The organism is Pseudonocardia sp. N23 (genome assembly GCF_002583555.1).
Lineage (GTDB): Bacteria > Actinomycetota > Actinomycetes > Mycobacteriales > Pseudonocardiaceae > Pseudonocardia.
In genome coordinates this window covers 26,301-46,814 of the sequence record NZ_BEGX01000001.1, presented here as the reverse complement: position 1 = coordinate 46,814, position 20,514 = coordinate 26,301, and the positions used below count along the sequence as shown (strand labels likewise).

Annotated in this window: 17 protein-coding genes; 5 read left to right on the top strand and 12 right to left on the bottom strand. The window is 73.0% G+C overall.

Annotation, left to right across the window (positions count from 1 at the left end):
- Nucleotides 1–182: 182 nt before the first annotated feature.
- A complete protein-coding gene (locus TOK_RS00180) occupies nucleotides 183–3,077 on the bottom strand; it encodes a UPF0182 family protein (RefSeq protein WP_098955693.1) in 2,895 nt (964 codons plus the stop codon).
- Between the two features lie 273 nt (nucleotides 3,078–3,350).
- Between TOK_RS00180 and TOK_RS00175 the strand changes: the two genes are divergently transcribed.
- Nucleotides 3,351–4,877: a zinc-dependent metalloprotease gene (locus tag TOK_RS00175; RefSeq protein WP_098955692.1), complete on the top strand. Its 1,527-nt coding sequence runs from the start codon at nucleotides 3,351–3,353 to the stop codon at nucleotides 4,875–4,877.
- Between the two features lie 18 nt (nucleotides 4,878–4,895).
- On the opposite strand, the gene TOK_RS00170 is transcribed toward TOK_RS00175, so the two are convergent.
- The gene (locus tag TOK_RS00170; RefSeq protein ID WP_098955797.1) at nucleotides 4,896–5,543 is read right to left on the bottom strand and encodes a M48 family metallopeptidase; all 648 of its coding nucleotides are present in this window, start codon (nucleotides 5,541–5,543) and stop codon (nucleotides 4,896–4,898) included.
- Between the two features lie 124 nt (nucleotides 5,544–5,667).
- Between TOK_RS00170 and TOK_RS00165 the strand changes: the two genes are divergently transcribed.
- Together TOK_RS00165 and TOK_RS00160 are read left to right on the top strand one after the other, a co-directional pair.
- On the top strand, nucleotides 5,668–6,723 hold the full coding sequence (locus TOK_RS00165; protein ID WP_172457328.1) for a ThiF family adenylyltransferase: 1,056 nt from the start codon (nucleotides 5,668–5,670) through the stop codon (nucleotides 6,721–6,723).
- Nucleotides 6,684–8,057, top strand: coding sequence for an AarF/ABC1/UbiB kinase family protein (locus TOK_RS00160; RefSeq protein WP_098955690.1), 1,374 nt, complete (start codon nucleotides 6,684–6,686; stop codon nucleotides 8,055–8,057). The genes TOK_RS00165 and TOK_RS00160 overlap by 40 nt, the downstream gene beginning before the upstream one ends.
- Nucleotides 8,058–8,172: 115 nt before the next feature.
- On the opposite strand, the gene TOK_RS31450 is transcribed toward TOK_RS00160, so the two are convergent.
- The 3 genes from TOK_RS31450 to TOK_RS00145 form a co-directional block, all read right to left on the bottom strand.
- Nucleotides 8,173–8,436 (bottom strand): hypothetical protein, encoded by a 264-nt coding sequence (locus TOK_RS31450; RefSeq protein ID WP_141566223.1) that lies wholly within the window; start codon nucleotides 8,434–8,436, stop codon nucleotides 8,173–8,175.
- A gap of 74 nt (nucleotides 8,437–8,510) precedes the next feature.
- Nucleotides 8,511–8,867, bottom strand: coding sequence for a WhiB family transcriptional regulator (locus tag TOK_RS00155; RefSeq protein WP_098955689.1), 357 nt, complete (start codon nucleotides 8,865–8,867; stop codon nucleotides 8,511–8,513).
- Nucleotides 8,868–9,343: 476 nt separating this feature from the next.
- Nucleotides 9,344–11,398: an ATP-dependent DNA helicase UvrD2 gene (locus tag TOK_RS00145; RefSeq protein ID WP_098955687.1), complete on the bottom strand. Its 2,055-nt coding sequence runs from the start codon at nucleotides 11,396–11,398 to the stop codon at nucleotides 9,344–9,346.
- 104 nt (nucleotides 11,399–11,502) lie between these two features.
- Between TOK_RS00145 and TOK_RS00140 the strand changes: the two genes are divergently transcribed.
- Entirely contained in the window at nucleotides 11,503–11,751 is a 249-nt protein-coding gene (locus TOK_RS00140) for a mycoredoxin (RefSeq protein WP_098955686.1), read from the top strand.
- Between the two features lie 47 nt (nucleotides 11,752–11,798).
- Here the strand turns inward: TOK_RS00140 and nudC are convergent, their stop codons facing one another.
- From nudC to TOK_RS00105, 7 genes are all read right to left on the bottom strand, one after another.
- Complete coding sequence (nudC, locus tag TOK_RS00135; RefSeq protein ID WP_098955685.1) at nucleotides 11,799–12,797, bottom strand: NAD(+) diphosphatase; 999 nt, start codon at nucleotides 12,795–12,797, stop codon at nucleotides 11,799–11,801.
- A complete protein-coding gene (locus tag TOK_RS00130; RefSeq protein ID WP_098955684.1) occupies nucleotides 12,794–14,167 on the bottom strand; it encodes a pitrilysin family protein in 1,374 nt (457 codons plus the stop codon). Before TOK_RS00130 ends, nudC begins: the two co-directional genes overlap by 4 nt.
- Nucleotides 14,164–15,459 carry a pitrilysin family protein gene (locus tag TOK_RS00125; protein ID WP_172457326.1) on the bottom strand — a complete coding sequence of 432 codons (1,296 nt, stop codon included), beginning with the start codon at nucleotides 15,457–15,459 and terminating at the stop codon, nucleotides 14,164–14,166. Before TOK_RS00125 ends, TOK_RS00130 begins: the two co-directional genes overlap by 4 nt.
- Before the next feature lie 165 nt (nucleotides 15,460–15,624).
- Nucleotides 15,625–16,875, bottom strand: coding sequence for an aldehyde dehydrogenase family protein (locus TOK_RS00120; protein ID WP_098955683.1), 1,251 nt, complete (start codon nucleotides 16,873–16,875; stop codon nucleotides 15,625–15,627).
- Nucleotides 16,876–16,915: 40 nt separating this feature from the next.
- The gene (locus TOK_RS00115) at nucleotides 16,916–17,479 is read right to left on the bottom strand and encodes a class F sortase (RefSeq protein ID WP_172457325.1); all 564 of its coding nucleotides are present in this window, start codon (nucleotides 17,477–17,479) and stop codon (nucleotides 16,916–16,918) included.
- Between the two features lie 74 nt (nucleotides 17,480–17,553).
- A complete protein-coding gene (locus TOK_RS00110) occupies nucleotides 17,554–18,294 on the bottom strand; it encodes a DUF4142 domain-containing protein (protein WP_172457324.1) in 741 nt (246 codons plus the stop codon).
- A gap of 106 nt (nucleotides 18,295–18,400) precedes the next feature.
- Nucleotides 18,401–19,270, bottom strand: a complete 870-nt coding sequence (locus TOK_RS00105) for an exodeoxyribonuclease III (RefSeq protein WP_098955680.1) — start codon at nucleotides 19,268–19,270, stop codon at nucleotides 18,401–18,403.
- Nucleotides 19,271–19,316: 46 nt separating this feature from the next.
- Here TOK_RS00105 and xylA point away from each other — a divergent pair, with 46 nt between their 5' ends.
- Complete coding sequence (xylA, locus tag TOK_RS00100) at nucleotides 19,317–20,504, top strand: xylose isomerase (protein WP_098955679.1); 1,188 nt, start codon at nucleotides 19,317–19,319, stop codon at nucleotides 20,502–20,504.
- Nucleotides 20,505–20,514 lie beyond the last annotated feature (10 nt).

The following is a 20,514-nucleotide window of genomic DNA, read 5'->3' as shown; positions in this document are numbered from 1 at the left end:
CCCGTACTGACCTGCGGCGATGCGCGTCCGCAGCCCGTTCCCGCCGGTGAACGCGCTCCGACGGCTTCCCGTGTCTCCGGTCACACATCTTGATCTTGGTCCCGAGGTCCGCGCCGCACCGTCTCCGACACGACGACGCCCCGCCCGGAAGCATCCGGACGGGGCGTCGTGGATCGTGCGGATCAGCCGCCCTGGGCGGCCTGGAACTTCTTGACTGCGGCGTCGAGCGCGGCGAGCGCCTGGCCCTGGGCCGCGAAGTCACCGGACTGCTGAGCCGACTTGAGCTGGTTCAGCGCGGAGGAGATCTCGGCGGCAGCGGCGGAGGCCGCGGGGTTGGTGCCTCCACCCCCACCCGTGTTGGGCGGTGCCGTCGTCGACGTGTCGGGCGGTGGCTGCCCCTGACCGCCCTGCGTCACTCCGGCCCCCGCACCGGCGCCGAACACCTGGTCGAGCGCTGTCGCGAGGTTGGCGTCGTAGCCGACCCGGCCGCCGTAGCTCACCAGCACTCTGGCGAGCTGCGGATAGGACGAGTCCTGCCCAGCTCTCTCGATGTAGACCGGTTCGACGTAGAGCAGGCCGCCGGCGACGGGCAACGTCAGCAGGTTGCCGTAGTCGATCGTGGTCTGGTTCTGTCTCAACAGGTTGAGCTCCTGCGACACCGTGGGTGAGCCGAGGAACTGCGCCTGTACCTGTTGCGGGCCGAGCGTCTGGGTGTCCGCGGGTAGCTGCAGGACCGTGATCTTCCCGTAGGTCTCGGGATCGGAGCTCGCCGTCATGTAGGCAGCGAGGAACTGCCTCTGCAGGCTCACCAGCGCGCTGGTGAGCTGGAACGTCGCCCCGTTCTGGTTGGGCAGGCCCGCGAGCAGGTAGTACGGCGGCTGCGGCTCCTGCCCGGAGCCGGTGTTGCCCTGCACCGTCGGGTCGGACGGGACGTCCCAGAACGACACCGTCGAGAAGAACTCGCCCGGGTTGGTGACGTGGTAGCGGGTCAGCAGCTGACGCTGGACCTTGAACTGGTCCTCGGGGTACCGGAAGTGCTCGCGCAGGGCCGGGCTGATGGCCGAGCTGGGCTGCACGGTGCCGGGGAAGACCTTCTCCCACGTCTTGAGCACCGGGTCGGTGTCGTCGAAGGAATAGAGCGTGACGGTGCCGTCGTAGGCGTCGACCGTGGCCTTCACCGAGTTGCGCAGGTAGCTGACGTCGGTGTCGGGCAGGCGCTGGACACCGGCCTGCAGGCTGTCGCGCGTCGCGTCGCCCAGCGGGACCTGCTGCGCGTAGGGGTACTGCTTGAGCGTCGTGTAGCCGTCGACGATCCACTGGATCTTCCCGTCGACGACCGCGGGGTACGGGTCCCCGTCGAGCGTCAGGTAGGGCGCGACGGCCTTCACGCGCTCCAACGGGTCCCGGTTGAAGATGATCTTTGAGGCGTCGTTGATCGAGTCGTTGAACAGGATCCGGATCTCGCCGTTGTCGACAGCGAAGACGAGCCGGTTGAAGAAGTTCCCCAGCGAGACCCCGCCCTTGCCCGTGTACGTGTACTGCTGGCTGTCGGAGTCGTACTCACGGGCGGCGGCACCGGGCTCGGCGCCGACGATCGAGTAGTCCTTGATCAGCTCGCCGTAGTAGATGCGGGGCTGGGTGACGTCGATGGCACCCTTGGTCGTCGTGTCGCTGACGGTGAACTCCGGCAGACCACCACGGCCGCCGGTGTCCTCCAGCGCGGCGTTGACCTTGTTGGCCGGTGCGGCGACGAAACCGTTGCCGTGGGTGTAGACGAGGTGGCGGTTGATCCAGTCGGTCTGGTTGCCGACGAGCGCGGTGCTGTCGAGCTCGCGCGCCGCGACCACGTAGTCCTGCGTCTGGTTGTCGACGTCGTACCGGTCGATGTCGAGCTTGTCCGGGAAGCCGTAGAAGTTGCGTCGCTGCTGGAGCTGCGTGAACGTCTTGGTCAGCTTCGCGGGGTCGAGCAGCCGGATGTTCGGGATCGTCGAGGTGTCGGAGCGCACCGCCGCCGAGGTGGCGGTCGACGTGCCGGAGTAGGGCTCGACGGTCACCTTGTCGTCGGTGAGCCCGAACGCCTGTCTCGTCGCCTCGATGTTGCGGCTGATCGACGGAGCCTCACGCTCGTTGGCGTTGGGGCCGACCACGAACTGCTGCAGGATCGCGGGCCACGCCGCGCCGACGAGGATGCTCGAGAGCACCAGCAGCACCAGCGCGATGGCGGGCAGCTGCAGGTTGCGCCGGAAGATCGACACGAAGAACGCGATGGCGCAGATGAGCGAGATGAACAGCAGGATCAGCTTGGCCGGCATCACCGCGTTGAGGTCGGTGTAGGTGGCGCCGTTGAACTGCTGGTTGCGGTCGGAGAACAGCAGCTCGTAGCGGTCGAAGAAGTAGGCGAGCGCCTTGAGCAGTACGAACACGCCGGCCAGCGAGGCGAGGTGGGCACGTGCGGCCGAGGAGATCTGGCCGGAGCGGCCCGCGAGGCGGATGCCGCCGAACAGGTAGTGCGTGATCAGCGCGGCGACGAACGAGATGGCGACACCGACCATCACCCAGTCGAGCAGCAGCCGGTAGAACGGCAGTTCGAACGTGTAGAAGCTGACGTCCTTGCCGAACTGCGGGTCCGTGACCCCGAACGACGTGCTGTGCAGGAACATCTGCACGGTCTGCCAGTCGCCCTGCGCCGCCAGGCCCGCGATGAGGCCGACGACCACGGGGATGCCGATCGCGAAGATCCGCAGCCGCTGGATGATCACCGTGCGGTAGCGGGCGATCGGGTCCTCGGGGCCGGACACGGGCACGAACACGGGCCGGAAGCGGTAGGCCAGCCACATCGACAGCCAGACCAGCCCACCGATCAGCAGGCCACCCAGCACGAACTGGACGGTGCGGGTGAACAGCACCGTCGAGAACACCGAGCGGAAGCCGACCTCGCCGTACCACAGCCAGTTGACGTAGAAGTCGATCAGCCGGGAGCCGCCCAGGAAGAGCACGACCACGATCGCGGCGATGATGAGCAGGATCCGGGGGCGGCGAGGTATCGAGGGCACCGCCGCTGGGGGCCGTGTGGCCACGGGTCACGCTCCTGACGTCGAAAGGCGAACTGCCACAGGCGCGCACCGCCACGCATGGCCGCGACAACGCGAGAGTCGCCGGCAGCCGTACGCACGGCGCGCCCTGACGTGGCAACTCTACGGAAGGGGCGTGTGGTTCCCGTTGCGCGGGGCGCGTTGGCGAATCGTGACAATTCGGATATCGGCCCGGGCGGGGCGGATCGGGACCCACGCTCTGCGCGAACGGCGACGTTCCACGTCACCGCGGTTGTCCGGTCCGCGTACCGTGGTGTCATGAGTGATGTCCCGTTCGGCTTCGGCCCCTCAGACCGAGACAAGGACCGCGACCGGCCCGACGGTGAGGGTTCCGAGCCCACGGGTCCCAACGACCCCTTCGGTCTCGGCAACCTGCCGGGCATGCCACCAGGCGGTTTCCCGGGGATGCCGGGCGGCTTCCCGGGGATGCCCGGTGCCGGGGGTCCCGGCGGCTTCGACATGAGCCAGCTCGGGCAGATGCTCACCCAGCTGGGGCAGATGCTCAGCCACGCCCAGACCGGTGGCGCTGGCGACGGCCCGGTCAACTACGACCTCGCGGCCCAGATCGCGACGCAGGCGCTGGCGCAGAAGACGTCCTCGCTCACCGACGCCCAGCGGGCCGCGGTCCGCGACGCGGTGGCGCTGGCACAGCTGTGGCTCGACGAGGCCACGGAGTTCCCGGCCGCGTCGTCCGAGGCCCTCGCCTGGACGCCCACCGACTGGGTGAAGTCGAGCATGCCGACGTGGAAGCGCATGTGCGATCCCGTCGCGCGGCGGGTGTCGAGCGCGTGGGTGGAGGGACTGCCGGAGCAGGCCAAGCAGGCCGCCGGCCCGATGCTCGCGATGGTCGGGCAGATGGGCGGTCTCGCGTTCGGCAGCCAGCTCGGCAACGGCCTGGGCGAGCTCGCCGCGGAGGTCCTCACCTCCACCGACACCGGGTTCCCCGCCGGCCCGGCGGGCGCGGCCGTGCTGCTGCCCGAGGCCATCGAGAAGTTCACCGCGGGCCTCGACCGCCCCGCCAACGAGGTCATGATCTTCCTCGCCGCCCGCGAAGCCGCGCACCAGCGCCTGTTCACGCACGTGCCGTGGCTGCGGGAGCGGCTGCTCGGCGCGGTCGAGCAGTACGCGCAGGGCATCTCCGTCGACACCTCGCGGATCGAGGAGCTGGCGGCCTCGATCGACCCGTCGAACCCGGAGTCGATCCAGGAGGCCATGCAGGGCGGCATGTTCGAGCCGCAGACGACGCCGGAGCAGAAGGCCGCGCTCGCGCGGCTGGAGACACTCCTCGCCCTCGTCGAGGGCTGGGTCGACGCCGTCGTCGCACAGGCCGTCGGTGACCGGCTGCCGGGTGCGGAGGCGCTGCGGGAGACGCTGCGCAGGCGGCGCGCGTCGGGCGGCCCGGCCGAGCAGGCGTTCGCCACGATCGTCGGCCTGGAGCTGCGGCCGCGGCGGCTGCGCGCGGCCGCCGAGCTGTGGAAGCTGCTCGGCGAGCAGCGGGGCACCTCGGGCCGCGACGCGCTGTGGGCGCACCCGGACCTGGTCCCGACGGCCGACGACCTCGACGACCCGGCTGCTTTCGTCGCGGGCTCCGACGACTCGGACCCGATCGCGGAGATCGAGCTCCAGTTCCAGCGCGACCGCGAGAACGACGCGGCGATGGACGCGGCCAAGGAGGCCGCGGAGCGGCGCGAGGCGGCGCAGCGGGAGCAGGCCGCGGGCGGCGCGACCGACACCGCCGACCCGGCCCGCGAGCCCGGCGACGACGAGAACCCGAAGAAGGACTGACCGCGGGCGCCGCGGCGGTCAGCCCGCCGCGGTCTCCCCGTCGATCTCGGGGTCCGCGATCTGGGGGTCCTCCATCGCGGCGATGCCGTCGATGCCCTCGGGCTCGTCGTCCGTAGCGTCGTCTGCGCGGTCGCCGTCGATGCCGACGAACCCGAGCCCCGCCGCGGCCGACAGCCCCTCCAGGTAGCCGATCGCGCGTTCGGCGCGCGGGTAGCGGCGCACCAGCTCCCAGAACTGGTCGTCGTGCCCGGGCACCAGCAGGTGCGCGAGCTCGTGGACCAGCACGTAGTCGACGACCCAGCCCGGCACGTCACGCAGCCGCTCGCTGACCCGGATCGTGCCGTCGACAGGCGTGCACGACGCCCACCGGGTGCGCATCGGCGCGACCCAGCGCACCGACGTCGGCACCGCGTCCGGCCCGAGATACCGGCGGGACAGCTCGAGGCTGCGTTGCAGCAGTGCGTCGTTGCCGGTGCGCGCCGGCGAGCGGCGTTTCGCCTCGCTGCGTTCGAGACGGCGGACCATCTCGTCGACCCAGCGACGCTCCTCGGACTCGCTCATCCACCCAGGGATGAAGACGATGACCGTGTCGCCCTCTCGCCGTGCACTCACCATCCGCCGCCGCCGGTCGCTCCTACGGACCTCGACGACTGAGGGTCCCGCCATGTCGGGAGTCTATGCCCGTTGCGGCCCGGTGGCCGCACATCGGCCGACCGGCTCGCGGTCGCACCCGCAACGAGTCGCCTGGATCCACCCGGACGGGCGGCGCCGCACGACGACGATCGGCGCCATGACCACCACCGGGAGCCGGGCCGCGTTGCCCGCCGTGCTCGTCGTCGATCCCCACCGGCCGCTGCTCGAACGAGGGCCCGGCACCCGCGTCGTGGGGCTCTCGCCGGGCACGGCGGTCGTCGTCGACGAGCTGACCCCGCCCCTGGCCGCGCTGCTCGACGAGCTGACCAGGCCCGCCCGCCGCGACCGTGTGCTGGCCCGGGCGGTCGCGGCCGGCGCCGACCCGGCCGAGGCCGTCGCGATGGTCGTCGACCTGCTGGCCTGCGGCGCGGTCGTCGACGCCGACGAGGCCATGCGGACGGCCCGGCGGCGCGTGGGTGCGGCGGTACGGGTCCACGGCGACGGCGCGATCGCGGTCGGGGTGGCGTGCGGGCTGGCGGCGGCCGGGGTCGGCACGGTCGAGGTCGTGGCCGGGGGTGTCGTGGAGCGCGGCGACGTCGGCACCGGATACCTGGACGAGGACCGCGGCCGCTCACGGGCTGCGGCCGCGGCGGCGGCGCTGCGCCGGGTCGCACCCGGCATCCGGACGCGGCTGCCCGCACGCACCGTCCCGGACCTCGTGGTGCTCGCCGACGTCGCCGCATCGGACCCCGTCACCGTCCGTGGCCTGGTGGCGATGGGTGTCGCCCACCTGCAGGCCCGCACCCGCGACGGCCGCGGCGTCGTCGGGCCACTGGTGCTCCCGGGGCGCAGCGCGTGCCTGGAGTGCCTCGACCGGCACCGCGCCGACCGCGACCCGGAGTGGGGACGGCTCGCGCCGCGCCTCGCCCGGCTGCGGGCGGCCGCCGACGCACCGACCGTCGTCGCGACCATCGGGATGGCCACGGCGCAGGTGCTCGCCGTGACGGACGGCACCGTCGACCCACCTGCGGCGCTCGGCGCAACCGTCGAGATCGACGTCGCGGCCGCCGTCACGGCACGTCGTCGCTGGTCACGGCATTCCGGATGTCCGTGCGCCGGCGCGGGCGCCCAGCGCGCGGGCGACGCGGCTCCCCAGGCGCGCCGTGGCGCGGAATGCACGGCGGGGCCTCGTCGGGGGACAATCGAGGCGTGACCGACATCCCCCGACGGACCGTGTCCCGGACCGCCAAGCTCGCCGGACTGCCGCTGGGCGTCGCCGGGCGGGCGGCGGCGGGTTGGGGGCGCCGGCTCGTGGGCGGCGACGCCGACCAGATCTCCGCCCAGCTCATGGCCAAGAGCGCCGAACAGCTGTTCGTCGTCCTCGGCGAGCTCAAGGGCGGCGCGATGAAGTTCGGGCAGGCACTGAGTGTGTTCGAGGCCGCCGTCCCGGAGGAGTTCGCCGAGCCCTACCGCGAGGCGCTGACGAAGCTGCAGTCCGCGGCGCCGCCGATGCCCTTCGCCGAGGTGCAGCGGATGCTCGCCGAGCAGTTCGGGCGCAACTGGCCGAGCCGCTTCCAGGAGTTCGACGAGACGCCCGCCGCCGCGGCCAGCATCGGCCAGGTGCACCGTGCGGTGTGGCACGACGGCCGCGACGTCGCCGTCAAGGTGCAGTACCCGGGGGCCGAGGAGGCCGTGCTGTCGGACCTGCGGCAGCTGTCGCGGATGAGCCGTCTGCTGCAGCCGCTCGCGCCCGGCATGGAGATCAAGCCGCTCATCGAGGAGATGCGCGAGCGGATGGTCGAGGAGCTCGACTACCGCGACGAGGCCGACAACCAGCGGAGGTTCGCGGCCGAGTTCGACGGCGACGACAAGGTCCGGGTGCCCAAGGTGGTCGCGTCGGCACCGCGGGCGATGGTCACCGAGTGGGTCACCGGCACACCGATGTCGTCGATCATCCGCGGCGGGACGCAGGAACGTCGCGACGAGGCAGGCGCGCTCCTGGCGGAGTTCCACTACTCCGCGCCCGCGCGGCTGGGCCTGCTGCACGCCGACCCGCACCCGGGCAACTTCCAGCTCGTCGACGACGGACGGCTGCTCGTCCTCGACTTCGGTGCCGTCGCGCGGCTGCCCGAGGGGCTGCCCCGGCCCTTGACGATCATGACGCGATACGCGCTGCAGCGCAGGCACGTCGACCTCATGGCGCTGATGGTCGCGGAGGGGTTCGTCAAGCCCGACACGAAGGTCACGGCCGAGGAGGCGATGGCCTACCTGTCGCCGTTCACCGACCCTCTGGGCACGCCGACGTTCCGGTTCAGCCGGGAGTGGCTGCGCAGCCAGGCCGAACGAGTCGGCGACCTGCGCAGCCCGGAGTTCGACACGGGCCGGTTGCTGAACCTGCCGCCGCAGTACCTGCTGGTGCACCGGGTCACGCTCGGCACCCTGGGCGTGCTCTGCCAGCTCGGCGCGGAGGTGCCGCTGCGCGGGATCGTCGGGCACTGGCAGCCGGAGCTGTTCACCGACGACGACGCGCCGGCCGCGGGAAGCTGACGGCTCTTCTGCAGGAACGCCCCCGGACGTGTCGACGCCCGCCCCCGACCTGTGGTCCGGGGGCGGGCGTCATCGCATCACGGCGCCGGTAGCAGGTGCGCCGTGGGCCCGCGGGTCAGCAGGCGGAGGCGCGGGCGCGTTCTGCGCTGCGCTTGGCGCGCTGGTCGGCGTATCGAGCCAGCCGCGCCCAGCGTCGGCCCGCGGCCACGGAACGCACCAGCCGGTAGCGGCGGGCTTGTTCCTCTGCCTCCTGCCTTCGCGATCGAGCCAGGGCTTCATGGATCAGCATCGTGGTTCCCTCTGTGGTCCCGGCCGGTCGCCGGCCGTCGGTCACGGTCTGGTGGGGGGACACGGCGGCTGCCGGCGTGAGGTCGTTCATCTCGGCTTCTCCTCTGCGTTCGGGGCGTTCGGGGCGTTCGGGTTCGGGTGTACGGGTCGTGCGGGGGTGTCCGGTCAGGCGCCGACGGCCGCGTAGTACGCGCGGTCGCGCTCCAGGTCGGTCTTGCGGGGGCGGCCCCTCGGGCGCTTGCGCGGGATCACCGCACCACGCTCGAAGATCTCCCCGCCCCAGACCCCCCAGGGCTCCTCACGGCTCTTGGCACCCGCCAGGCACTCGGCCCGGATCGGGCAGCCGCCGCACAGCGCCTTCGCCTGCTCCAGCTGCATCGGCGACTCGGCGAACCACAGGTCCGCGTCACCGGAACGACAGGGCAGGTCCAGACCCGCGGCCGGAGCCGCGTCCAACAACAGCCCGACACCCGAGGCGGTGTCGCCGCCTGCCAGGTCGGGGGTGAGTGCTCCGGCGTCCAACGGAGCTGATCCCAGTAGCACCACTGACTCCTGGTGAGAGATGTGATCGGTGGAAAATTTTCTTTGCGACACAACGAAAAGGGCCGCGGAGCCCAGGTGTGTGGGGTTCCGCGGCCCTTGTCGACGAGACTCGGCCTTAGGGGTCGATACCTACGTTCGGAGACGACGCCCGGATGCGGACACACCTGTGCTGTTATCGACGAGCTTCGGCAGCGCGACGCGAGACACGACCGGCAGCTGGTGCTGCGGGTACGCTCGCGCGACGACGCCCTGCTCCGCGACACGCAGACGGGCACCACTGATGCGGGTGCCGGTGCAGGCGGAGGTGCCGAAGCCGCCGATCGTCATGATCGTGTTCATGTGGCACCTCCCCTTCGCGTCCAGGCGGTCCGACGGGGACTGCTCCCGACCGGTGCCATCGACTTTAGAAGTGCGCCGCGGGGCCGCACAACCTATTTAAAAAGTTGCATCGAGAATCATCGCTTGTCGGCGACGAGGGCCAGGACCTCGTAGCCGTAGCGGTCGAGCTTGCGGGCCCCGATCCCCGGAATGCCGACGAGCGCGGCCCGGTCGGTCGGGCGGTGCTCGGCGATCGCGGCGAGCGTCGCGTCGGTGAACACGACGTAGGCCGGTACCTGCTGTTCCTTGGCCGCCGCCGCCCGCCAGGTGCGCAGCCGGTCGAGCAGCTCGACGTCCACATCGGACGGACAGTCGCCGCAACGGCGCATCTTCATCGCCTCCGCGCCGAGCAACGGCGAGCCGCAGACGCGGCAGCGCGGTTTGTGTCCGCCGGACCGGTCGGCCGCGATCCGCGAGGCCGGGTGGTGGTCGGGGATGAGGCCGTGCAGGAACCGGCTGCGGCGGCGCTGACGCCCCTTACCGGCCGCGCGGGTGAGCGCCCACGACATCGACAGCACCCGCCGCGCCCGCGTGATACCGACGTAGAGCAGCCGCCGCTCCTCCTCGATCGCCTCGTCGTCGCCCTCGGCGTGCTGGATCGGCAGCGTCCCGTCGACGAGCCCGACGAGGAACACGACGTCCCACTCCAGGCCCTTGGCCGCGTGCAGCGAGGCGAGCGTGACGCCCTGGACCGTCGGCGGGTGGGAGGCGTCGGCGCGAGCCTCGAGCTCGGCGACGAAGCCCTGGATGTCGATGCCCTCGCGCACGGCGACGAGCTCCTCGGCCAGCCCGACCAGCGCGAGCAGCGACTCCCACTGGGTGCGGGCGGCGGCGCCTGCGGGCGGCTCGTCGGTCAGGCCGACCGGTGCCAGCAGCGTCCGGACGTCGGCCACGAGGTCGTCGCCGCCCCGGGCCCCCGCCATGCGCAGCATGCTGACGGCGCGCCGGATCTCGGGACGGTTGAAGAAGCGCTCCCCGCCGCGGACCTGGAACGGGATACCCGCGTCGCCCAGCGCCTGCTCGTAGACCTCGGACTGGGCGTTGATCCGGAACAGGACGGCGATCTCCGCGGCCGGGGTGCCGTCGGCGATCAGCCGCGTGATCCGGCGGGCCGCGGCGACGGCCTCGGCGGGCTCGTCGGCGTGCTCGGTGAAGTCCGGGTCGGGGCCGGGCGGCAGCTGGCCCTCCAGCCGCAGGCGGGACCCGGCGACGCGCCCGCGCGCCGCCGAGATCAGCGTGTTCGCCGCGGCGACGACCTGCGGCGTCGAGCGGTAGTCGCGCTGCAGCCGGACCACGACGGCCTCCGGGTAGCGGCGCGGGAACTCCAGCAGGTGCTTCGGCGTCGCGCCCGCGAACGTGTAGATCGTCTGGTTCGCGTCGCCGACGACGGTGAGGTCGTCGCGGTCGCCGAGCCACGCGTCGAGCACCCGCTGCTGCAGGGCCGTGACGTCCTGGTACTCGTCGACGACGAAGCAGCGGTACCGGTCGTGGAACTCCTCCGCGACCGCCGTGTGCTCCTCCAGCGCGGCCGCGGTGTGCAGCAGCAGGTCGTCGAAGTCGAGCATCTCGGCCCGGTTCTTCAGCTCCTCGTACTGCGCGTAGACCGCCGCGACCTGCTCGGCCGGGCCCGGGGTGTCGCGGCGCAGCCGCGCGACGGCCGCCGGGTACTCCGCGGGGGTGATCAGGCTCGACTTGGCCCACTCGATCTCGGTGGTGAGGTCGCGCACCGAGTCCTGGTCGGTGCCCGCCTTGGCCCGCACCGCGGCCTGTCCGACCGCGCGCAGCTTGTGCTCGATCAGCTGCCACTGCCGGTCGCCCACCACCTGCGGCCAGAAGTAGCGCAGCTGCCGCAGGGCCGCGGCGTGGAACGTCCGCGCCTGCACCCCGCCCGCGCCCAGCGCGCGCAGCCGGGTGCGCAGCTCACCGGCCGCGCGCGCGGTGAACGTGACGGCGAGAACCTGGCCGGGCGCGACGTGGCCGGTGCCGACGAGGTGCGCGATCCGGCGGGTGATCGTCCGGGTCTTGCCCGTGCCCGCGCCCGCGAGCACGCACACGGGGCCGCGCGGCGCCGTGACCGCCGCCAGCTGCTCCTCGTCGAGTGCGTCCAAGGGGTCGGCGGTCACGTCGGCCATCCTCGCAAAGACCCCCGACAGCTGCGCGCACCTCCCACCTGCAGGTGAGGGGCAGCACACGACGGTGCTGGAAGCAAAGTGCGCGTCCGGCCGTTGACCAGGTCATGGCCCAGCTGACGATGTACTCCACCCAGTGGTGCGGCTACTGCCGCCGCCTCAAGCTCCAGCTCGACGAGGCGGGGATCGAGTACCGGGAGATCGACATCGAACGTGACGCCGACGCGGCGCGCTTCGTCGAGGGTGTCAACGGCGGCAACCAGACCGTGCCGACGGTGGTGTTCCCCGACGACACCACCGCGACCAACCCCTCGTTCGCGCAGGTCAAGGCCAAGCTGGACGTGCCGGTCGTCTGACCGGCCCCGGGTCGTGGGTGGCGGCACGGTCCGCGGCTCCGTGCCGCTCAGTCCCGCGCCGCCCACGACTCCAGCATCGACCGGGCGATCGACACCTTGCCCGGCAGCAGGACGACCTTGCGGTCCGCCTCGTCCGGCGTGCCCGCCCAGTCGCCCCGGGACAGCCCCTCGCGCAGCTCGTCGCGGGTGATCCAGAGCGCGTCCTCGATCTCGCCGTCCGCGGGCACGAGCGGCTGGTCCGGGTCGGCGACGGCCTGGAACCCCACCATCAGCGACCGCGGGAACGGCCACGCCTGGCTGCCCAGGTAGCCGATGTCGGTGACGTCGATGCCCACCTCCTCGGCGATCTCGCGGGCGACGCACGCCTCCAGCGACTCCCCCGCCTCGACGAAGCCCGCGAGCACCGAGAAGCGCCCCGGCGGCCAGACCGGCTGGCGGGCCAGCAGCACCCGGTCGGCGCCGTCGTGCACCAGGCAGATCACCGCCGGGTCGGTGCGCGGGTACTCCTCGTGACCGTTGGCCTCGCAGCGACGCACCCAGCCACCGTTGCGGGTGTGCGTGGGCGAGCCGTCGCGCGCGCAGAACCGCGCGTTGTCGTGCCAGCTCAGTGAGGCGACAGCCGTGGTCATGAGGCCGGCGCCGAGCGCGTCGAGCTCCGCGCCCACGGCACGCAGGTCGGCCCACTCGGCCGGATCGTCGCCCGCGACCAGGTCCGGCTGCCCGCGCACAGCCCAATAGGCGACGCCGTCGGCCTCCCCCAGCAGGACCGCGCCCTCGGGCGGGCTGTCCCCCGCCGACGGCCGGGTCCGCAGCGTGACCCCGGAGCCGGCCGCGGCGTCCCACGCCGCGGCGTCGCCCTCACGGAACACGGCCTCCGGCGCGGCGTCCCAGCCGACCGGGGTGCGGCCCTTGTCGTCGACGACCACGATGCGCGCCGACGCCCAGCCCGCCAGCTGGCGTGCGGTGTCGGTGCGCAGGGGCTCGTCGCGCAGGGCGGCGGCCCGGGACAGGACGGGGGGCTGCACGAGCTCGAACGCGGCGCTCACGGTCCGGTGATCCCGCCGAGCGCGCGGACGCCGGCACCGATGACATCGGCGTCGCCCACCACCACACCGGTGAACGTCGACGGTGCGAAGAACTCCAGTGCCGCGGCGGCCACCTCGTCCACGGTCACGGCCGAGAGCCTGCCGGGATGGGCGCGCAGCCAGTCGACGTCGAGCCCGTCGGCCGCGAGTGAGGTGAGCATCCCCGCGAGGCCGCCCTGGCTGTCGAGCGAGATCAGCAGCGAGCCGATCGCGTACGCGCGGGCCGCCTCGACCTCGGCGGGCGTCGGCGGCACCGCCACGATCCGGCCCAGCTCGTAGCGGGTCTCCAGCAGCGCGGCGGCCGTCACGTCGCTGGCGACGTCGGTCTCCACCCCGAGCAGCGAGCCACCCGGGACGAACTCCATCCCGGAGTGCGCGCCGTAGGTGTAGCCCTTGTCCTCGCGGATGTTCTCCATCCAGCGCGAGGAGAAGTACCCGCCGAAGACGAGGTTGGCCAGCTGCAGGGCCGCGTAGCCGTCGTCGCCGCGGCGCAGCGCCCGGCCCGAGAGCCGCAGCTGCGACTGCACCGACCCCGGCCGGTGCACCAGCAGCAGGTCACCCGGCTCGGGCAGCGGCGGCGCCTCCAGCTCGTGGGCGAGGTGGTCGGCCGTCCAGCCGGCGAGCGCGCCGGCGACCTCGTCGATCGCGGCGTCGGGGTCGATGTCGCCGACGAGGGTGAGGATCGCCCCGCCCGGCACCAGCGACGCGGCCTGCAGCGCGCGCACCTGCTCGGCGGTGACGGCGGCGACCTCGTCGGCCCCCGGCATCTCCCTGGTGATCGGGTGGTCGCCGAACCGCTTGCGCTGCAACGCCTCTCGCGCGATCGTCCGCGGCTGGGCGCGGGCGACGGCGATCCGCTCGGCGAGCCGCTCCCGTTCGCGGGCCACCTCGGTGTCGGGGTGCGTGGCGGCGGTGAGGACGTCGCCGAGGACGCCCAGGATCCGCGGCAGCCCCTCGGCCAGGCCGGACCCGCCGATCGAGAGCCGCTCCGGGTCGATGCTCACCCCGAGGTCGGCGCCGACGGCGGCCAGCTCGTCGTCGATCTCCACGCGGTCACGCGACGCGGTGCCGGTGAGCAGCGTCGACGACAGCAGCTCGCCGACCGCCGGGTGCTCCGGCGTGCGTGCTGCGAACGGCACCCGCATCCGCACCTCGACCATCGGCACGCCCGGCCGGTGCGCGGCCAGCACCCGCAGGCCCGACGGCAGCGTCCGCTCCACGACGTCGGGCAGCGGCACCTCGCGCGTCTCGCCCAGCGGCGGCAGCTCCCGCGGCCCCGCGGTGGTGCGGCCGATCTCCTCGGCGGTGCGGTGCGTCGTCACGGCGGTCACGCGTCGTCCTCCTGAGTGTCCTGCGCACCGGGCTCGACGAGCAGCACCCCGCGGCCGGCGCCGCGCAGCGCACCCGCCGCGGCGGCCACCTGTGCCGGGGTCAGCACGGCGAGCCGGTCGGTGAGCTCCAGGGTGATCTCGGCGCGGCCGTAGAGCAGCTCGCGCGCACCCAGGCCGAGCATCCGGTACATCACGCGGTCGTTCTCCTGGTGCAGCGACGCCGACCAGCGCGCCACCTGGCGGGCCAGCTCGTCGGTGCTCGGCGGCGTGGCCGCGAGCTTCTCCAGCTCCTCGTCGACCGCACCGACGACCTTGTCGGGCTCGACCGCGGCCGGGTGCACCGCGGTGACGGTGAAGGTGTCGGGGTCGCGTGCGTCGAGCGAGCCCATCAGCCCGGCGCTGGCCGACACGTCGGTGACCAGCCCGTCGGCGTGCACGAGCCGGCGCTGCAGCCGCGCCGCCTCGCCGTCGCCCAGCACCGACGCCAGCAGCACGTGCGCGAGGTAGCCGTCGAGATCGGTGGCGGGGTCGGGCATCCGGAACCCCATCGCCAGCGCGGGCAGCGGCGCGTGCGCGTCCGGCACCGCCTGGCGGCGCTCCGCCCCCGGGACCGGCTCGAAGAAGCTCGGCCGCGCGGGCGTCGGGCGTGCCGGGATGTCGCCGAAATGCTTCTCCACCAACGCCATCGTGGTGTCGACGTCGATCGGCCCGGCCACCGTCAGCTGCGCGTTGCCCGGGGCGTAGTAGGTGTCGAAGAAGGCCGCCGCGTCGTCGAGGCCCGCCTGCTCAAGCTCCGAGAAGTCGCCATAACCGTTGTGCGCGTTGGGGAACGTGTCGTACAGGACCGGCGGCAGCAGGATCCAGGGGAACCCGCCGTAGGGCCTGTTCAGCACGTTGAGCCGGATCTCCTCCTTCACCACGTCGATCTGGTTGGCGAGGTTCTCCTGCGTCAGCTTCGGGGCGCGCAGCCGGTCGGCCTCCAGGAACAGCGCCCGCTCCAGCGCCGCGGCCGGGAGGACCTCGAAGTAGTCGGTGTAGTCCTGGTGGGTCGAGCCGTTGAACACCCCGCCCGAACCCTGGACGTGGCGGAAGTGCGCCAGTTTCTCGAGGCTCTCGCTGCCCTGGAACATCAGGTGCTCGAACAGGTGCGCGAACCCGGTGCGCCCCTCCGGTTCCGAGCGGAACCCGACGTCGACGTGCACGGCGACCCCGACGACCGGTGTGGCGGGGTCGGGTACGAGCAGGACACGCAGGCCGTTCGCGAGCGTCGCGCGGTGGAGTTCGATCGACACAGGACTGACACTAACCCTCGGCCCCGACACCCGCCCCGCACTGTCCACAGCCTCCGCCGGCCCCGCCGGGATCGGGCGGTCCGCCCGGTGCCCCATCGCGCCGAGTTCCACGTGGGACTGGTTCGGGGCGACCGAACCAGCCTGGTGTCGAGCTCGGCGGATGTTCTACGCGGGCGGCAGGACGACGAACTGGCGCAGGGCCAGGTCCGGGTAGGTGACCGGGCCGCGGGGACCCGGGGTGCGGTCGACGTTGATCCCGGTCTCCGGCAGGCCGAGCAGCTTGTATCCGTCGAGCAGCCGCGTCGTCGTGTTCCAGAAGACGCCGGTGCCGGTGTAGGCGTCGATGAACGCCGTGGCCGCGGCCTGGTCGCGCGCGCACACCGTCGCAGCGAGCCCGCTGGTCTCACGGGCGGCGGTGTGCGCGGCGTCGACGGCCCCGTCGACGGGCTGGACCGTCACGTGCGCCTCGCTGCCCGGGTCGAGCGCCCACTCATGGCCGAGGCGGTGCGCGTGCGGGGGCAGGCTCAGCGCGATCCCGTTGTCCGTCAGCACCTTCTCCGCGACGGGCAGCAGCGCGTCGTAGACCGGGCGGTCGATCAGCAGGAGGTTGAGCCGGTTGCAGACGCCGAGCCGGTCGGTGCCGTCGGCCACGAGCCGGGCGACGTCGCCGGGCTCGGCGCTGGCGTCGAGGTACAGCACGCCGCCGCCGTCGGCGTGGGCCAGCACGCGGGTGCCGGCCGTCGCCCCCAGCGCTGAGAGCCGCCGCGTCACCTCGCCGCTGCCGCGCACCACGACCAGCGGCACGAGATCGGGGAGGCCGACGAGCGCGTCGGCGCCGGCGTGACCAGGTGTCGGGACCAGCTGGACCGCCGCCGCCGGGACGCCGTTGGCCTCCAGCGCGGGCGCGATCACCTGCTCAACCAGCGCCGTCGCACTGCCCAGCGCCGCGGCACCGGTGCGCAGGACGGCGGCGCTGCGCGCCTTGAGCACCTGGGAGGCGACGTCGACGGTCACGTTGGGGCGGGCCTCGAACACCGCGCCGATGACGCCGACGGGGATCCGGCGCTCCAGCACGCGCTCGCCCGACGGGAGCGTGCGGACCTCGCGCTCGGTGGGCGGCTCGGGGGTGTCGGCGAGGACCTCCAGCTGGACGGCCATGTCCGCCAGCCGTTCCGGGGTGAGGGTGAGCCGGTCGAGCAGTCCCGCGGCCATGCCGTTGTGGCGGGCGGCCTCGACGTCGGTTCCGTTGGCGGCCAAAAGGACCCCGGCGCGGTCGCGCAGGAGCGCGGCAGCCTCGCGCAGGGCGGCGTCGATGGCCGGGCCGCCGGCCGCGCGGACCCCTGGTGCAGCCGCCGCGGCGCGCTCGGCGGCGGCGCGGACGGCGGCGAACTCAGGGGCCTGCTGATCGGTGCTCACGGTCGAAGACCGTACCCGGCACGGGCGGACGCCCGGGCACTCACCGGGGGGTCGCGTAGACCACCACGTTGTCGTCGTAGCTGCGGGTGGCCGGGTCGAAGCGACCGCCGCAGGTGATGAGGACGAGCCGTGCCGCGCGGCCGCGGTCGAACACGTCCGACGGCAGCTCGGCCTTGCGGTACTCCCGGCGTGCGACGACCTCGTAGCCGACGTCGCGACCGTCGGCGCCGCGGACGGTGACCCGCTCCCCGACCTCGAGCTCGCGCAACACGGCGAAGGCGCCGAGGCCCGCGACCCGGGAGTCGACGTGCCCGGCCAGCACGACCGAGCCCGCCGCCGAGCCGGGCAGCGCGCCCGGCGACCACCAGCCGACGGTCGTGGGCTGCTCGGGCAGCGTGAGCGAGCCGTCGGGCGCGGTGGCGACCGGCACGACCGGGGTGTCGACGCCGCGGATCGTCACCGTCGCCGGGACGACGCCCGGCGCCGTCTGCGCGGCCGCGGCGGGCGGGGCCATCGGGACGACCCCTACGTCGTGCGCGGGTCGCACGAGCAGCAGCGCCACCCCGGCGGCGACGCACACCGCCCCGACCGCGGCGACCCACATCCGTGCACCCCGCCGAGCCCGACGTGACGGCGGTTCCGGATCAGCCGTGGTGCCGGGCTCGGTGGGGGAGGTCATCAGGCGCGGCTGCGGCGCCGGTAGAGGCCCGCGCCGGCGAGCAGCGCTGCGCCGCCGCCGATCAGGGCGATGGGCAGCACGTCGTCGCCCTCGGCGGCCTGGCCGCCGGTGCCCGCGTTCACCGAGCCGGGGTCGGCCGCACCCGACGAGGTCGATGCCGACGTGAGTCGGGTCTTCAGCGCGTCGAGCCCGGCGAGGGCGTCCTGGGCGGCCTTCTTGGCCTCCGGGGAGGCGTTGGGGTCGTTGAGGATCGCGTTGGCGGCGTCGCGGGCCTGCTGCTCCATGTCGAGCGCGGCGCGGAGCCAGGCCTGGTCGAACGGCTGGCCGTTCCGGGCCTGCAGGTCGTTGATCACCTGCTGCTGTGCCGAGCTGAGCCCATCGGTCAGCGCGACGCCCTGGGCGGTGGCCTGGTCGCGGATCGCCTGGTCGAGGGCCTGGCCGTTCGACGTCACGTCAGGGGCGAGGCCCTTGACCTGGTCGCCGTCGCCCTGGTTGGTGCCGAGGCCACCGAGCGCGATGAGCGCCAGCGCGCCCTGGTGGGCCTGGCCGAACGCGGCGCGCTGGGCCTCGGTGGCCTGGCCGCCCGCGCCGGGCTGGGCCGACGCCGAGGCGGTGGGCAGCGGGGTGGCGCCGGGGGCGGGTGCGTCGGCATCGGTACCCGCGGAACAGGCCGACGCGCCCAGGAGGGCGAACGATCCGATCAGGGTTGCTGCGGCGATGCGGCCGCGTCGGTAGCTCATGGGGGACTCCACGTCTGGGTCGGCGATCATCGTCGCGGGCAATACTCCATCCGGATTAACGATCGTGCGCACCGAACCGCTCCGAAACAGCTCGATCGGGTCGACTTCAGCCGAGGTGCGGGAGCTTCGCCGGGGTCGTCGGCGGCGGCACGACGGGACCGATGTCGCCGTCGGGCGCCTCGTCGAGGTCGACCATCACCGGGGCGTGGTCACTGGGGCCGGATCCCTTGCGCGCCTGGCGGTCGATCCACGCGGCCTGCACCCTGTCGACGGCGTCGCCGCCGACGAGGACCAGGTCGATGCGCATGCCCTTGTCCTGGTGGAAGCGACCCGCGCGGTAGTCCCAGTAGGAGAAGACGCGCTCGCCCGGCCAGCGGTCACGCACGACGTCGTGCAGGCCCAGACCGGTCAGCCCGTCGAGTGCCCTGCGCTCGGCGGGGGTCACGTGGGTGGCGTCGACGAACAGGGACGGGTCCCACACATCGGCGTCGGTGGGGGCGATGTTCATGTCCCCGGCGACGACGCTCGTGGCGGTCGGGCCGTCGGCGACCATGGCCTGCAACGCGTCGAGCCAGCGGAGCTTGTAGGCGTAGTGCGGGTCGTCGGGGGTGCGGCCGTTGGGCACGTAGACCGACGTCACCCGCAGCCCGCCGCACGTCGCGGTCAGGGCGCGGGCCTCGGGGGAGGAGTCGTCGTCGGGGAACCGGGGCTCGTCGGGCAGGCCGCGCTCGACGTCGTCGAGGCCCACGCGAGACAGGATCGCGACGCCGTTCCAGCGCCCCTGCCCGTGGTGGGCGACCTCGTAGCCGCGCTCGCGCAGCTCCGCGTCGTAGGTCTCGGCCCACTCGGCGTCGGACGCCTTCGTCTCCTGCAGGCAGACGACGTCGGGCTTGCGTTGGTCGAGCCACGGCAGCAGCCGCGGGAGCCGGATCTTGGCGGAGTTCACGTTCCATGTGGCCAGACGCACGGACGGCACGCTACCGTTCCCCTATTAGTTCGGACGTCGAACAAAAGGAGCGGCAATGGCGACGCAGCCGACGCGCGAGGACCGGTTCAGCTTCGGGCTCTGGACCGTGGGCTGGCCCGCCCGCGACCCGTTCGGCGACGCCACACGTCCCGCGCTCGACCCCGTCGAGTCCGTCCACCGGCTCTCGGACCTGGGCGCATGGGGCGTCACGTTCCACGACGACGACCTCGTCCCCTTCGGCACCGACACGGGAGAGCGCGACCGGCTGATCGCCCGCTTCCGCGGCGCGCTCGACGAGACCGGCCTCGTCGTCCCGATGATGACGACGAACCTGTTCACCCACCCCGTCTTCAAGGACGGGGCGTTCACCAGCAACGACCGCGGCGTCCGCCGGTTCGCGCTGCGCAAGGTGCTGCGCCACCTCGACCTCGCCGCCGAGCTCGGCGCGTCGACGTATGTGTTCTGGGGTGGCCGCGAGGGCGCCGAGGTCGACCAGGGCAAGGACATCCGGGCCGCGCTCGACCGCTACCGCGAGGGCATCGACATGCTCGCCGCATACGTCAAGGAGCAGGGCTACGGCATCCGGTTCGCCATCGAGCCCAAGCCCAACGAGCCCCGCGGCGACATCCTGCTGCCGACGCTCGGGCACGCGCTGGCGTTCATCGCCGAGCTGGAGCACGGCGACATCGTCGGGGTGAACCCCGAGGTCGGGCACGAACAGATGGCCGGGCTCAACTACTCCGCCGGGATCGCACAGGCGCTGTGGGCGGGCAAGCTCTTCCACCTCGACCTCAACGGCCAGCGCGGCATCAAGTACGACCAGGACCTGATCTTCGGCCACGGCGACCTGCTCAACGCCTTCTCCCTCGTCGACCTGATCGAGAACGGCGCCCCCGGCGGCGGTCCGGCCTACGAGGGCCCGCGGCACTTCGACTACAAGCCGCTGCGCACCGAGGACATCGTCGGCGTCTGGGACTCCGCCGCCGCCAACATGCGCACCTACCTGTTGCTGCGCGAGCGCGCCGCGGCCTTCCGCGCCGACCCCGAGGTGGTCGAGGCGCTCGCGGTGTCAGGCGTCGCGGACCTGGGGAAACCGACCCTCAACGAGGGCGAGACGGTGGCCGACCTGCTCGCCGACCGCAGCGCCTTCGAGGACTACGACGCCGACAAGGAGGCCGAGCGCGGCTACGGCTACGCGAAGCTCGCCCAGCTGGCGCTGGAGCACGTGCTGGGGGCGAGGTGACCCCTGTGAG